Annotated in this window: 12 protein-coding genes and 1 pseudogene; 1 reads left to right on the forward strand and 12 read right to left on the reverse strand. The window is 40.8% G+C overall.

All coding sequences use genetic code 11. The features are described 5' to 3' along the window. The 5 genes and pseudogenes from B3143_RS10835 to B3143_RS10855 all read right to left on the reverse strand — a co-directional run. A pseudogene (locus tag B3143_RS10835) lies at positions 1-281 on the reverse strand (hypothetical protein); the annotation flags it as partial. A gap of 37 nt (positions 282-318) precedes the next feature. Then, positions 319-1,983: an OmpP1/FadL family transporter gene (locus B3143_RS10840; RefSeq protein WP_286740505.1), complete on the reverse strand. Its 1,665-nt coding sequence runs from the start codon at positions 1,981-1,983 to the stop codon at positions 319-321. A 12-nt stretch (positions 1,984-1,995) separates the two neighbouring features. Further along, positions 1,996-3,201 (reverse strand): hypothetical protein, encoded by a 1,206-nt coding sequence (locus B3143_RS10845; RefSeq protein WP_286740508.1) that lies wholly within the window; start codon positions 3,199-3,201, stop codon positions 1,996-1,998. 38 nt (positions 3,202-3,239) lie between these two features. Continuing rightward, positions 3,240-4,073 (reverse strand): C39 family peptidase, encoded by an 834-nt coding sequence (locus tag B3143_RS10850; RefSeq protein WP_005234137.1) that lies wholly within the window; start codon positions 4,071-4,073, stop codon positions 3,240-3,242. A 189-nt stretch (positions 4,074-4,262) separates the two neighbouring features. After that, positions 4,263-5,312, reverse strand: a complete 1,050-nt coding sequence (locus tag B3143_RS10855; RefSeq protein ID WP_034170610.1) for a DUF6160 family protein — start codon at positions 5,310-5,312, stop codon at positions 4,263-4,265. Between the two features lie 260 nt (positions 5,313-5,572). On the opposite strand from B3143_RS10855, the gene B3143_RS10860 reads away from it, so the two are divergent. Next, positions 5,573-6,904, forward strand: a complete 1,332-nt coding sequence (locus B3143_RS10860; RefSeq protein ID WP_286740510.1) for an anthranilate synthase component I family protein — start codon at positions 5,573-5,575, stop codon at positions 6,902-6,904. A 132-nt stretch (positions 6,905-7,036) separates the two neighbouring features. On the opposite strand, the gene hisC is transcribed toward B3143_RS10860, so the two are convergent. The 7 genes from hisC to B3143_RS10895 all read right to left on the reverse strand — a co-directional run bounded on the left by hisC (position 7,037) and on the right by B3143_RS10895 (position 14,052). After that, positions 7,037-8,128 (reverse strand): histidinol-phosphate transaminase, encoded by a 1,092-nt coding sequence (gene hisC / locus B3143_RS10865; protein WP_286740512.1) that lies wholly within the window; start codon positions 8,126-8,128, stop codon positions 7,037-7,039. 118 nt (positions 8,129-8,246) lie between these two features. Then, positions 8,247-9,548, reverse strand: coding sequence for a histidinol dehydrogenase (gene hisD / locus B3143_RS10870; protein WP_286740514.1), 1,302 nt, complete (start codon positions 9,546-9,548; stop codon positions 8,247-8,249). Positions 9,549-9,736: 188 nt separating this feature from the next. Further along, positions 9,737-10,438, reverse strand: coding sequence for an ATP phosphoribosyltransferase (hisG, locus tag B3143_RS10875; protein ID WP_286740516.1), 702 nt, complete (start codon positions 10,436-10,438; stop codon positions 9,737-9,739). Beyond that, on the reverse strand, positions 10,438-11,694 hold the full coding sequence (murA, locus tag B3143_RS10880) for a UDP-N-acetylglucosamine 1-carboxyvinyltransferase (protein ID WP_286740517.1): 1,257 nt from the start codon (positions 11,692-11,694) through the stop codon (positions 10,438-10,440). Before murA ends, hisG begins: the two co-directional genes overlap by 1 nt. A gap of 7 nt (positions 11,695-11,701) precedes the next feature. Continuing rightward, positions 11,702-11,953, reverse strand: a complete 252-nt coding sequence (ibaG, locus tag B3143_RS10885) for a BolA family iron metabolism protein IbaG (protein WP_004783413.1) — start codon at positions 11,951-11,953, stop codon at positions 11,702-11,704. Between the two features lie 135 nt (positions 11,954-12,088). Beyond that, positions 12,089-12,421, reverse strand: coding sequence for a ribosome hibernation-promoting factor, HPF/YfiA family (hpf, locus tag B3143_RS10890; RefSeq protein WP_004783414.1), 333 nt, complete (start codon positions 12,419-12,421; stop codon positions 12,089-12,091). A gap of 185 nt (positions 12,422-12,606) precedes the next feature. Then, complete coding sequence (locus tag B3143_RS10895; protein WP_286740521.1) at positions 12,607-14,052, reverse strand: RNA polymerase factor sigma-54; 1,446 nt, start codon at positions 14,050-14,052, stop codon at positions 12,607-12,609. Between the last annotated feature and the right edge of the window lie 277 nt (positions 14,053-14,329).

A 14,329-nucleotide genomic window follows, 5' to 3' on the forward strand; every position in this document is an offset into this window, starting at 1 on the left:
ACTGGTTGTACTGGTTGTACAACCATATTATTTTTTTGCTGAACTGTTGCCACACTTTTTTCGACTATCTTTGGCTCGGATTTTTTCAGATCCTGTGCAGTAGATGTAACGGATGTAACTAATTTTTTCGGAGTAGTGGCCGCTTGGTTTTTTGTTGTTTCTTTCTGCTCATTATTTTGACGTGGCACAACTAATGGTCGCCCATCGGGCCCAATGATCGTAATAAACTCTCTGGCATTTGTATAAAAAGACCATGGTACCAGACTTAATGCCAGTACCATTTTTATCCCTAAGTTCCCTGTTCTGATCATTTCTTCCTTACCAATGGGTGCGATAGTTCAAACCTAAAATTGTGATCTTGGTATCTGTTTTGACATTCAAGCCTGCATATGGATTCAGTAACAGGTTATTTACCCCGGTCTGGTTCGCTAGGCTACTGGTATTTGCTGGAATATTATCTTTACTGCGTAAGAAACCAATAGATAGATCCAGATCCGTATCTGCGTCAAAACGGTAGCCCACTCCTAAACCAAATAGCTGTGCACCATTAATCGGTACCATGGTATTGCGTTTATCTTTTGGAATGGCACTGGTACGTGGTTCATAACCAGCACGAAGTTTTAGTCGGTCAGTTGCTGAATACTCTACTCCAATCCCGAAGTTCCATGGCGACTCAAACCTAAGCGGTAATGCAAGTGAAGAATCCGTTACATTGGCAGATAACAGTTTGGCAATCTTCAAGGCAGACAGGGTACGGTCGAACTCAAACTTGAATTGGTCCCAAGCAGCATAATCTGTCCAGCCAATATCAAAATTGACTTGTAGATCTGGCATTACCTTATATTTAATCCCCGCCTGAAAGTGAGCTGGGTATTCGAAATCCATGGAAACCAGACCCGATTCACTTGAAGGGATATAATTTGGAAAACCAAGAATTGCAGCTAAAATCTGGCCAGTTGGGGAGGTCATCAGACCTTTAATCATTTCCTGTGGTGCTTTGGCATTATCGATATGATATTTACCTTTTAAGCGCATTTTGGCAGCACTTTGGTAAACCATACCAAAACTGAAATCTTCAGTTGGTTCCCATAGAACACCTAGGTTATAGCTTGGACTTAAATTTTGTTCTAATGAAAGTTGCATTTGGCCAAATTTACCAAATGGGTTCATCCCTTCATCAGCATTACAGATCCCGAGCAACAAGATATCAGTAATGATGTCAGAATTTTCTTTAAATGGTGTACATACGACTTCATCAATCATACGCAACATGCCAATCAGCTCATTGGGAAAACGTAAATCTGTTTTCATGGCAATGGCTTGATAAGACATCCCGATTGAAGCACCAATTGAAAGCTGGTCGTTGACTTCATAACCAATTGATGGAGATAAATATGTAATCCGCTCCAGAGCAACCTGTTGTCCCATAAAATTGGCAGGATTACCATCTTCATGACCAAAACCTGCCACTAGTGGTGCATAAACGGCAGTTGCATACGTTGCTTTAGAACCTGGTGGTTTATAAGAGACCCCCATGGTAGGTGCTGCCATCGGGAGGCCTTCACCCAAATCCACCATTTTTTTCAGGATAGGTACGTAGAGACTGACATACTCTACATCACCCTTCACTGGGCCTTTAAAATCTGTACATAAATCAGAAGACACTTCAGGACCATCATTACAGACCATTGGATCATCTGAATAACCAAACACGTTATATCCAGCAGGAACAGTAAATTCACGCTGAATATCAAAGTTCGCAACAATAATTTGCTGTTCGGTCTGTAAGCCCTCAATTTTAGCCAATGCAGCAGGGTTAAAATGAATTGCATTCACTCCTGGCGGATCTGCAGTAACCGCGTTCCCCATAGACAATGCACGCAGGTCAACAGAAAGGTTGGTCCCTAATTGTGCAAAGGTATAACTTGAACAGCCCGCAAGAATAATTCCTGTTAATAACGGGCTAAGTCGAATGTTTTTCATACGACACCCCTATTAACTGAATTTCTTACCGAAACCTAAAATATCAAGTGGGAATGAAAGTCCCAGTGAAACATCTGGTGCATCTTCGGTCAGCCCCAATCCGACCGTACCATTTACAATGGTTTCTGGGGATACACGCACCCCTAAAGAAATCGCAAAAGTCGAGCTAGTCTGATCAGCAGCTGAATAGCTTTCACCCGTGTGATACTTAAATTCGGCACCAGTATTAAAGCTTTGCTGATATGACATAGTCATGGAAACATCATAGTTAAATGAATAAGCGAAACCGAAAGCAAAACCACCACTAATCCCTGGTTCAAACTCTTCAATAATTCGTGTACCACGACGCTGATCTAAGCCAGATTCCTTAAACCCATAATTTGCAGAAACTGAGGCAAACAGCACCACCGGGTCAATATATTTACGTGTACTCGCCCCCACACCGGCTGAGTAATATCCTTTACCTGCAGCCAGATCTTTTGCTGCATTAATTTCATATGGACTATCACCTGTTTTAGTCGACAAATTAGCAAATAAAATAAGTGGTAAACGACCTGCTTTTAAAGGGAATGGCTCCCAACGTGCACCTAGACTAATATCCCCTAATCCTGCTGTAGAGGTATCTTTTAATAAATCTGTTTTAGCCACCAAAGGTAAGGAAGCTGTTAAGGTCAGGTTATCTTTCACCCCGTACTGAAAAGTGAAAGTATTGGTCAGGCTATGTGTTGCATTTTCCTGAACACGGAGCTGATACAGCTGGCCCTGTGCCATTTCCATATCGAGTTGTGTATCTCGATAATAGGTATAATCAATATCGTAATAGGATGAAATTTCGCCTTGTTTAATAAGTGAGTATTGACGCTCATTTGAAGTAAATACTTCTTCTAGACTTGCTTCCTGAGTAGCATCTCCTTCTTTTTTCTGTAAGGCTTGAGATGCATCTACTGCTTGAGTGGCTGGAGCTTCAACAGGTGCAGCTGTTTCAACAACAGCTTCTTCCTGAACGGTTTCATATCCTCCCAGTTCAGGCTCTGCTACAGCTTGAGTTGCTGCTGGTTCAGGCTGAATATCAATGGATGCAGCAGTCTCGACTACTTCTTCCTCAACCGTTTCATACTCACCCAGTTCAGGCTCATCCGCAGCCCATGCCACTCCCATAACCATCTGAATGCTGAGCGCCAAGAATGTCTTGTTCATCCATTTACTGTTCATATCCATTTCACCATTTTTAATTTTTCTATAGCCATCTTTTCGTTTTATTTATTCTTGTAATAAAGTCTGAGAAAATTATATTGATATTCCCCAAATTTTTCTGAATCTACATTACGGTTACGATCCATACGGATAGTCGATGCTTTATCGGCAATTTTATCCATATAGAACTGTGGATACTGCATATCAACTAAAGCATAACGGTTAATGGTTGCATCTTCGACATGACGCATATCCGAATCTTTTAATGCCAAAAAGTTTTTTCGATATTGTTCAGGGACATTAATTAAATATAAAGTATTGTTTTCCCAAACTTCCTTAAATCGCTGTTCATCAAAACTGATATTACCCAGTGCTGGATCGGCAACATACACCCGTCCATTTTTATAAGCTTTGTACACGACAAAATGTTTAAATCCTGCATAGGAAATAGGAACAATGGCGGGTTGTCCCTGTTTAACCAGATCTTCAAATTCTCCGCGATAGCCACCACTTTCCAGGCCTAAGGCAGCAACAAAACGCTTCATATCAAGAAGGGAAAAGCTACGACGTTCGATGATTTTATCCGTTTCACCAAATTTCATTAGGCCATTCATGACTTGCTGCTCATCCAGCCGAGTACCTACATAGCCATTTAATAAAGTCGTAAGTGCTGCTGAACCACAACTATAATCATAAGCCTGACGCACAATTCCCTGAAACTGGTCTAACAGTGCAGGTTTGACTTCCACATGTTCGCGGTGCATACGTACGAAAGAATCATTTCTTGAATCAAGAACTTCAGTATAGTGAACAGCGCCTGGTGGCTGTTTTTTAATATCCAGAGCTTCTTTGGCAGCGTAATACATCAATGCCGAGCCCAATGCAATCTCTAACATATTCTTTTACTTTTCTTATCATTGGCATGATGTGCCTAATTTTTCTTTTTATAGAGTCTTCACTCTACTTCCCTGTAACTAGAAAGATACCTTCTTTTTCAAAAAAATACAGTCTTTTTTTATTTTTTTAGATAGATGTTGTAGTCATAAAAAAAGCGCGTGTAAACACGCGCTTTTTTAAGGTAAAAATTAGTGACCAGAAATGGTAATAATTGCACCTTTTGCATATTGGCCAGTTCCCGGGCTAAAGTAAGTTTGCAGACCTTGGATTTCCATATCACCAATTGATGCTGCATTTTGGCTACCTAGGTGAATACCTTTCACATAGTTATCATGTGCACCACTTGTACTCACAATACGAATGAAACCATCGTTTGCAGTTGATTCGCCAAATACACTGATGCTTTGGTTCAATGTCAAATCTTTAGAGTTAGCATCTGTCAACTTAATGCTTTCAATGAAGATTTCACCTGGGCCTGAGGTGTTTACACCTGCAGCAACTTGTCCACCAGTCGTTGAATTATCGAAAATACCCAAATCTGTAATTGTTAAGCCGCCAGTCATTGTTGCATTCAACTTAATCATTGCACCCTGTGGAGCAGCACCTAATTGAATATTGGCAGACATTGGACCTGTTTTAAATGATAGGCCAGATAAAATCGCATTTTCCTTACCAGCACCACCACGGCGAATACTAGTTGCTGTAGCTGCTGGTTCATCACCTGATGCTACTACCCCAATTTCACCGATGTTAATATCTAAACCAGATACTTCAGCGGCAATGTTGATAAACGGGTTACCAGCACCAGCATCTGAGTCAATGGTTAAATCTGCAAGGTTACGTGAAGCTAGTAAATACGCACCATTGTCATCGTAGTTTGCACCAATTACGATACCATTAGTTGCTGTTCTACCCTTACCATTCGCTTTGATATAGATCGCACCTGCTTCACCAGTACCCCCCACAATACCATTAGCAGCCTCTCCAGGGCGAAGAACAGCTCCATCATTATTATAAATTTCAATAACACCCGCTTTTGCAGTAGAATCTTCAGCTAAACCATCATTATCATGGATAAATAGTTTTTCAATTTCAATTTTTGAAATACCGATACCGATTTTCAAACCGTCCTGACCTGTAGTCGCGCTTAGAGATGCATCGTCCAGTGATTGCATCGCCATTGCGTTTGCACTAAAAGCAACTGAAGCAGCTAAAGCCAATTTTGTGAATTTTTTCATTGTTTACTCTCCCAAGAGTACTATTTTTTTGGTTGTGAATCACTCAGTGCTGACGTTGTGTTTTTTATTTTCTGACAACGCAAAGCATCTTTCCTTGAGTAATTTTGCTCGCCCACTTAACTTAACGTCGAGTCATATTTTGATCAACTGTCGTTGGTCGCAATATTGAGCTTACCGACAAACGGTATTTGATGATTTAGAAATATTTTTTCCTATTCTTGATATAAAATACCGGGTCATATCGGAATATGCGCTACTGAATGAACGAAGCTCCTTACCATTGTCCTTTAAGTTTTGCATCTCTTCAGCTTAAAGATCTATTGCATGCATTAAGTCCCTTAGATCACCTGATATATTTAAATAATAATGGACAGCCTTTTATTGCCTGCTGTGCACAGAAATATTTTATGGTGCAGGATGGACAAATTCAGGCATTTAAGAGAGTGGATATCGAGCAATATCAGGCTGATATAGCTAAACTCATCTTAGAGCTTGAGCAAACTCCAGATATTAAAGCGAATGAATTTTCTGGGGGTTATGTTGGGTTTATTGGCTATGATTACGCTGCTCAACAGCATACCCAATACCCGCAGCGGCCTCAACCTGGCCTATTTATCGGTCAGTTTGATTCTTATATTAAGTTTGAAGCTGATCAATGGGTATTCTATAGCCATGATCCGCAAGCAGCAGATATTTTCAATCATCTTCAAAATCTATTAAATCAATCACCTATACAACCGAGGTTTCAATTAAAAACTCTTTGCAGCCCACGTTGGGATAAATCTCGCTATGCACAGGCATTTCAGGATATTCAGGATTATATTCTAGCCGGTGATTGTTACCAGATTAACTTAACCCAAGAATTTACAGCACTTGCTGAAGGTTCATTATTAGGAACTGCACATGCTTTCTGGACATTAACCAATGCGCCATATGCGGGCTATCTTCGTATTGGTAATTTTGAATTATTGAGCTGTTCACCTGAACTGTTTATTGACTTTGAAGCACATCGAAAAATTGTCACCAAACCGATTAAAGGCACCATGCCACGTTTTGCTGATCCGGTGCTTGATGAGCAATCCAAACAACGATTAAAAGACTCAAAGAAGGATCAGGCTGAAAATGTCATGATTGTAGATTTACTACGCAATGACCTCAGTGTTTATGCAGAAACAGGTTCAGTCAAGACACCTAAACTATTCAATATTGAGTCATTTAATCAGGTACATCATATGGTCAGCGAAGTCGAAGCGACCTTAAAAGAAGGTGTGCATCCTTTTGATGTATTGCTGTCTGCACTTCCAGGTGGATCAATTACCGGTGCACCAAAGATTCGCGCCATGCAAATTATTGAAGAGTTAGAAGGTGCTCCACGTGGAGCGTATTGTGGTTCATTAGGTTATTTTAATTTTGATGGAACAGGAAGCTGGAATATTCTGATTCGCTCGATTCAGAAATATCAGGATGAGGTTTCACTTTGGGCTGGTGGCGGAATTACGATTTCTTCTGACTGTGATGCAGAATATCAAGAGTGTTTTGATAAGGTTGAAGCCATGCTGGATTTACTCAATACCTGGTATAAACCCATATAAATAAAAAAGCGACTCGGTTGAGCCGCTTTTTTATAAATCTCCCCTAACCCCTCTTTGTAAAAGAGGGGATTCTTTCTCTTTAAAAAGAAAAAGGTTCCCTCCTTTATCAAAGGAGGGTTAGGGTGGATTTAATTAAGCTAAAATATCATTCTTCAATGTATCTACTAAACGCTGATTCTGCTCATCTGTACCAATGGTAATACGTAAAAATTGATTGATACGAGGTTTATTAAAATAACGTACGATAATGCCGCATTCCCGTAATTCAGCCGCTAACTCACCTGCATCTTTTGATGGTAGTGAAGCAAAAATAAAGTTCGCACTTGATGGCAAGACTTTGAAACCAAGCTCATTCAACTGATTAACCAGTTTTTCACGACTGGCAATGACTTTAGCACTTTGTGCTTCAAAGTATTTCTGATCTTCGAATGAAGCGACTGCAGCCGCAATCGCAAAACGATCCATTGGATAAGAGTTAAAGCTGTTTTTTACCGCTTCAAGCGCTGCGATCAGATGGGGCTGGGCAATCGCAAAACCGACACGTAAGCCTGCTAAAGAGCGGGATTTTGAAGTCGTTTGGCAGACTACTAAATTCTCGTATTTTTCAATCAAACTCACTGCAGATTCAGCACCAAAATCTACATAGGCTTCATCAATAACGACCACTGAATCAGGATTCGCCTGCAGAATTTCTTCAATGGCAGACAAACCAAGTACAATACTGGTTGGCGCATTCGGATTAGTGATGATAATACCGCCATTTGGCTGTTTATAATCATCTACCACAATTTCGAAATTTTCATTGAGTGGCAAGATTTTGGTTTTGACACCAAAGAACTGACTATAAACCGGATAGAAGCTATAGGTAATATCTGGATAAAGCAGTGGCTGTTCCTGAATAAAGAAGGCTTTAAAGATATGTGCCAAGACTTCATCAGAACCATTACCCACAAAGATATTTTCAACAGTAACATTTTGCTGTTTAGCTATGGCATGTTTCAATTCAGATGCATCTGGATCTGGATAAAGACGTAAAACATCTGCGCCATTGGCTAAAACTTTTTGCACCGCTTCCACGACTTTCGGTGATGGCGGATACGGATTTTCATTGGTATTTAATTTTAAAAGGTTTTGAATTTTGGGCTGTTCGCCTGGAACGTAAGGCTCTAGCTCACGGACTTCAGGGCTCCAAAAACGCATTTGCTCTATGGTGATATTCGACATTTTCTATTCTCAAATTCCCTCTCCTTTTAGGAGAAGGTTAGGGAGAGGTTAAATAACTCCCCTTACCTAACCTCTCACAAAGGGAGAGAAATATCTTTTATTCAATATAAGTATTTAATTACTGATAGCGATAACGTGCTGAGCGTGCATGCGCATCCAGATTTTCCTGCTGTGCCAGAACATCTGCAGTTTTCGCAAGGGTTTTCACACCGTCTTCAGAACACATAATCAGGCTTGAACGTTTCTGGAAATCATAGACACCCAGTGGTGATGAGAAACGTGCTGTACCCGATGTTGGCAATACATGGTTCGGACCTGCACAATAGTCACCAATCGCTTCAGGCGTATAACGTCCCATGAAGATTGCACCCGCATGTCGGATCTCTTCAGCCATTTGCTGTGCTTCATCCAGACACAGCATTAAATGTTCAGGTGCCACCTGGTTAATTAGCTCAATACCTTCAGTACGATCTTTCACAAGCACTAATGCACCACGATTGGCAATTGAAGTGCGGGCAATTTCTGCTTTTGGTAGAGCTTGCAAATGTTCTTCAATTGCTTGTTCTACTTCATTGAGAAGCTGTTCATCAGGCGTAATAAATACAGCTTGAGCAACACTGTCATGCTCAGCTTGAGATAACAAATCCATCGCTAACCATTTGGCATTGTTCTGCCCTTCTGCATAGACCAGAATTTCTGAAGGACCAGCAATCATGTCGATACCGACCTGACCAAATACTGCACGTTTTGCCGCAGCCACAAAACGGTTACCTGGACCAGTGATTTTATCGACACGTGGAATGGTTTCTGTACCATAGGCCAATGCAGCAACTGCTTGTGCGCCACCAATGGTAAATACACGGTGTACGCCAGCCAGATAGGCAGCAGCCAGGACTAATGGGTTCAGTTCACCATTTGGAGCAGGCACCACCATAACAATTTCACCTACACCTGCCACATGTGCAGGAACAGCATTCATTAACACCGAAGATGGATATGAAGCCAAGCCACCTGGTACATAGATCCCTACGCGATCCAATGGCGTCACTTTCTGACCCAAGGTATTACCTAGAGCGTCGATATACGTCCAACTATCCTGTTTTTGTGCCTGATGGAATTCACGAATGCGGTTTGCAGCCAATTCTAAAGCTTCACGCACTTCCGTCGTCAAGCCTTCAAAGGCTGCTTTAAGTTGCTCTTGAGTCAGTTCTAAACCTGAAAATTGATGCGCTGGATGTCGATCGAACTGCTGAGTCAATTTAAGAACATGAGCATCACCATGCTGACGTACGTCAGCAATAATTTGGTCTACAGTTTTTAAAAGTTCAGGATCATTCACGGTTTCAAAAGCCAACAAGTCAGCAAACGCCTGCTTGAAGTTTTGATCTTGTGTCGATAAACGTCGCATCAATTTACCCATAAGGTTTGAATTCGAAGGCTTTAGTTTACCTGTTTTCAAAGACTTTGTCGGTAGCTAGAACAGACTTGTGCTATGAGTTTTATTGGAAATAGCTTTTGATAAAATTGATGAAAGCATTGAGCTTCTTATATTTATAATCAGCAATAAAAAAACCGCCCAAAGTGGACGGTCTTTAATACAGCGTAAATTTAAGCTTTTTTTGCCTGTTCGCGTGCTTCAACTGCTTGCTCAAGCTGAGCAAGAATCGGATTCAGCAATGCCTGCTTACGTTTAAAGCTGGCTTTGTTCACAATCAGACGTGAAGAGACTTTGCAAATTTCTTCAAGTGGTTCAAGACCATTGGCACGCAGTGTATTGCCTGTATCGACCACATCAACAATGTAATCACCTAAACCCACCAGTGGTGCAAGTTCCATTGAACCATAAAGCTTGATCACATCAACCTGTTCACCGAGGCTCGCGTAGTATTGACGGCTCAGATTCACGTATTTAGTCGCAATTTTTAAACGGCCTTTCGGACGCTCAATGCCGACTTTACCTGCTGTCATCAATTTACAGTTGGCAATTTTCAGATCTAATGGTTCATAGACATTTTGCGCGCCATGTTCCATCAACACATCTTTACCTGCAACACCGATATCTGCCGCGCCATTTTCAACATAAGTCGGCACATCAGAAGCACGTAAAATCAGGATACGCACCTGTTTATGCGTGGTTGGAAAAATCAGCTTACGTGATTTATCCGGATCTTCCAGCAGGTTAATCCCTGCTGTTTCAAGCAGAGGTAAAGTTTCTTTTAAGATACGGCCCTTGCTTAATGCTAACGTTAAACCATGATCAAAATTGCCCATTACGTCAAAGTTTGGATCATCGTTTCTCATATCACTCATTAACTTACTCGCTTAATTTGGGCACCTAAACCTTGTAACTTTGCTTCGACATCTTCATAACCGCGGTCAATATGATAAATACGGTCAATCAATGTTTCTCCTTCGGCTGCAAGTGCTGCAAGAACTAAAGAGAATGAAGCACGTAAATCTGTTGCCATCACAGGCGCTGCAGAAAGTTTTTCTACACCCGTTACGACAGCATCATTACCTTCGACCTGAATATTGGCTCCCATACGGGCCAATTCAGGAACATGCATAAAACGGTTTTCAAAAATCGTTTCAGAAATTGTGGCAAATCCACGGCCAATGGCATTGACTGCCATTAACTGGGCTTGCATATCTGTTGGGAAATCTGGATGTGGCAAGGTACGGAAGCTCACCGCTTTCGGACGTTTGCCCATCATATCCAGTTCAATCCAGTCATCCCCACGAGTGACTTCTGCACCCATTTCCTCAAACTTATCCAGTACAGCTTCCATTAAAGCCGGATCTGTATGTGTGGTTTTAACACGACCACCCGTAATAGCTGCAGCAGCCAGATAAGAACCGGTTTCAATACGGTCGGCAACCACTGCATATTCACAGCCATGCAGGCTTTCTACACCGGTAATCACTAGGGTATCGGTATCTAGACCTTCAATTTTCGCACCCATTTTGATCAGCATTTGAGCAAGATCGGTAATTTCAGGTTCGCGCGCCGCATTGCGAATCGTGGTCACACCATCCGCCAATACTGCAGCCATCAGAATATTTTCAGTACCACCCACAGTCACCATATCAAATACGACTTCACCGCCTTTCAGACGACCATCGACTTTGGCATGGACATAGCCGGCCTCAACATCAATCTCGGCACCCAAAGCTTCTAGTGCTTTCAAATGCTGATCGACTGGACGGGAACCAATCGCACATCCACCTGGTAAAGATACTTTTGCACTACCGTAGCGCGCCAAGAGAGGACCAAGCACCAAAATAGAGGCACGCATGGTCTTTACGAGTTCATAAGGGGCAAACTGGTTATCTAAGGTAGAGGTATCTGCAATAACTGTATCGCCTTCATAGCTAATCGTGATCCCAAGACCTGCAATCAGCTTCACCAAGGTATTTACATCTTTTAGATTTGGAACATTTCTAAGTGTGATTGGCGTATCAGCAAGAATCATTGCTGCTAATAATGGAAGCGCTGCATTTTTTGCACCAGAAATACGCACTTCACCGTCGAGCTTAATACCGCCCTGAATTAAGAATTTATCCATTAATTGATTAAGCTCCAAATAAGCTTGCTTTACGCCATTCTTCTTTGGTCAATGCACGAATGGTCACAGCATGCACTGCACCACTGGCAATATGGGAATTGAGAGGAGCATAAACAGCTTGTTGACGTGCAACCGGACGTTTACCTTCAAACTGATCATCCACAATACGGAGATCGAATTTTCCGCCCTGACCACTCACAGCAACATCCGCCTCAGGAAAAGCGGCTTTTAAAATTTCAGCGAGCTGTTCATTATTCATCACAAGACCTCTTATAGGACTAAGGGTGTAAAACGAGTCATTTTACTATAAATGTAAAAAATAATTCATTAGTCACATACATTATATATATAAAAAAAGAGGCTTTTAAAAACCTCTTTTTCCCCATTTGGTCGCTTAAATGGCTAAACTCTGATGATTCAGCTGCATTTCGCGATATCGGTCAATCTGTTTTTTTAATTTTTCCGTCAAAATTTTAATCGAGGTATACATGTCATCAGCATTGGCATGGGCAAAAAACTCAATACCCGGTAAACGGACAATCGCTTCTGCGATATGGTTACTACTGCCTCTTTTTGAGCGCTTATCAATCTGATGATCTTTGGAAAGCTTAACCTGCATGCTGTTCACCTGATCCAGATGTTTGGTCATCTGTGAAAATTTCGTTTTTATAGTTTCTTCAATCGCTGGCGTAATTGATAAATGATGTCCACGAATTGTTATTTGCATAGTTCTATCCCTCACCTTCATTAGGATCAGAAGAGTCACAGTTAAAAATGAAAAGAATACAATAACTTGCTCAAGAAAAATCGTGATTTAAAGCATTTATTCAGATCATTTTTACCATTCCTCAAAAGAAAAAAAGATTCATTACAATGTCATAATGAATCTCTAGAATAATCAAATTTCAAAAACTAGATCAAGACTTTTCGCTCAGAAGAGGAAGGAATATGTAACGATTCACGATATTTCGCGACAGTACGTCGTGCTACATCAATCCCCTCTTCTTTCAAAAGATTGGCAATTGCATTGTCAGATAAAGGCTTACGTGCATTTTCTTCAGCAATCATTTTCTTAATTTTAGCGCGGATTGCAGTAGATGAAGCCTCTCCCCCAGAAGTTGTTCCCACATGACTCGAGAAGAAGTATTTCAGTTCGAATAAACCACGTGGGGTCAGCATATATTTGTTAGTTGTTACACGGGATACAGTTGATTCATGTAGTTCCACTTCTTCAGCAATATCCCGTAAAACCAGAGGCTTCATACCTTCAGGACCAATCTCTAAAAAGCTTTTCTGATGTTCAACAATACAGGTCGCTACTTTCAATAAAGTTTTATGTCGTTCATCAATACTTTTAATAAAGTTTTTCGCTTCCAGCATCTGATTACGCAGGTATTGATTATCTTCACTTTGATCAGCACGACGAATCATATTGGTATAAAAAGAATTTAGTCTTAACTTTGGCATCACATCAGGATTCAACGTCACCTGCCAGCAGTCATTCTTTTTCATTACCACGACATCCGGGATCTGATAATCAGATTCCTTATTTTCAAACTCCAGTCCCGGATATGGCTTAAGAGTTTTCAGTAAATCAACGGCACAGCGCAATTGTTCCTGATTTAAGCCAGTTTGTTTAATGAGTTTTGGTAATTCATTGGTAATCAGCAACTCATAATGTTGCAGCAATTTGACCGCATCATTACGACAAGGGGTATTAACTGGTAGGCTATCTAGCTGAATCAATAAACACTCAGCGAGATTTCTAGAACCCACTCCAATCGGATCAAGACGCTGAACATGCTTGAGAACAACGAGTACTTCATCCTCCTCGATTTCTTCCTCTAAATCAATGGAAGATAAAAGATGCTGTACTGATGCAGTAATCTCAGAAATTTCTGCATCCAGAAAACCCTTTTCATCTAGAGAATCAATAATGCAGTAGGCAATCAGCTGATCAATGCGAGAAAAGTGCAGCAGATTAATCTGCTCGAGCATATATTCTTGTAGGCTTTGCTGGCTTTGACGATTGTCTTCCCGCTCTTCGAACTCTGCTGCACCCAGACTTGTAGGTTGATGAGTATAGACATCATCCCAGTCGGTATCTACAGGGAGATCGTCCGGAAGATGGTCTGCATTAAGTTCATTAGTTAAATCCTTTTGACCCGCATCAACAGTAGAAAGACTTTCAACACTGATTTGCTCTTCAACTTTTTCTAACAAAGGATTACTATCAAGTTGTAGCTGGATTTCTTGCTCTAGTTCCAGACTGGATAATTGTAATAAGCGGATTGCTTGTTGTAACTGTGGAGTTAATGACAGCGAGTTGGCAATTCGTAATCCCACTGATAGTTTCATATGACCCCCTAATAAAAATCTCGTTTTATAAGCAATTTTCATGCCGTTTTAACTTTTATAACATAGTTTGATAAAAAAACACACAAAACTATAATGATTTCATGAACTTTAATGTCATTTTTATATAATTTTCTAAGCATTATTAATCACTTATTTTTATTAAACAGTAATTAACCAATTTGTAAATTAATATAATTTGACTTAATTTCTTAAACCCCACGCATAAAAAAAGCCCCCTGCGTGAGCAGAGGGCTTTTGAAATAATGAGCTGGCGATG

It is taken from the genome of Acinetobacter sp. UBA1496 (genome assembly GCF_002324975.1).
In the GTDB taxonomy this organism is placed as follows: domain Bacteria; phylum Pseudomonadota; class Gammaproteobacteria; order Pseudomonadales; family Moraxellaceae; genus Acinetobacter; species Acinetobacter variabilis.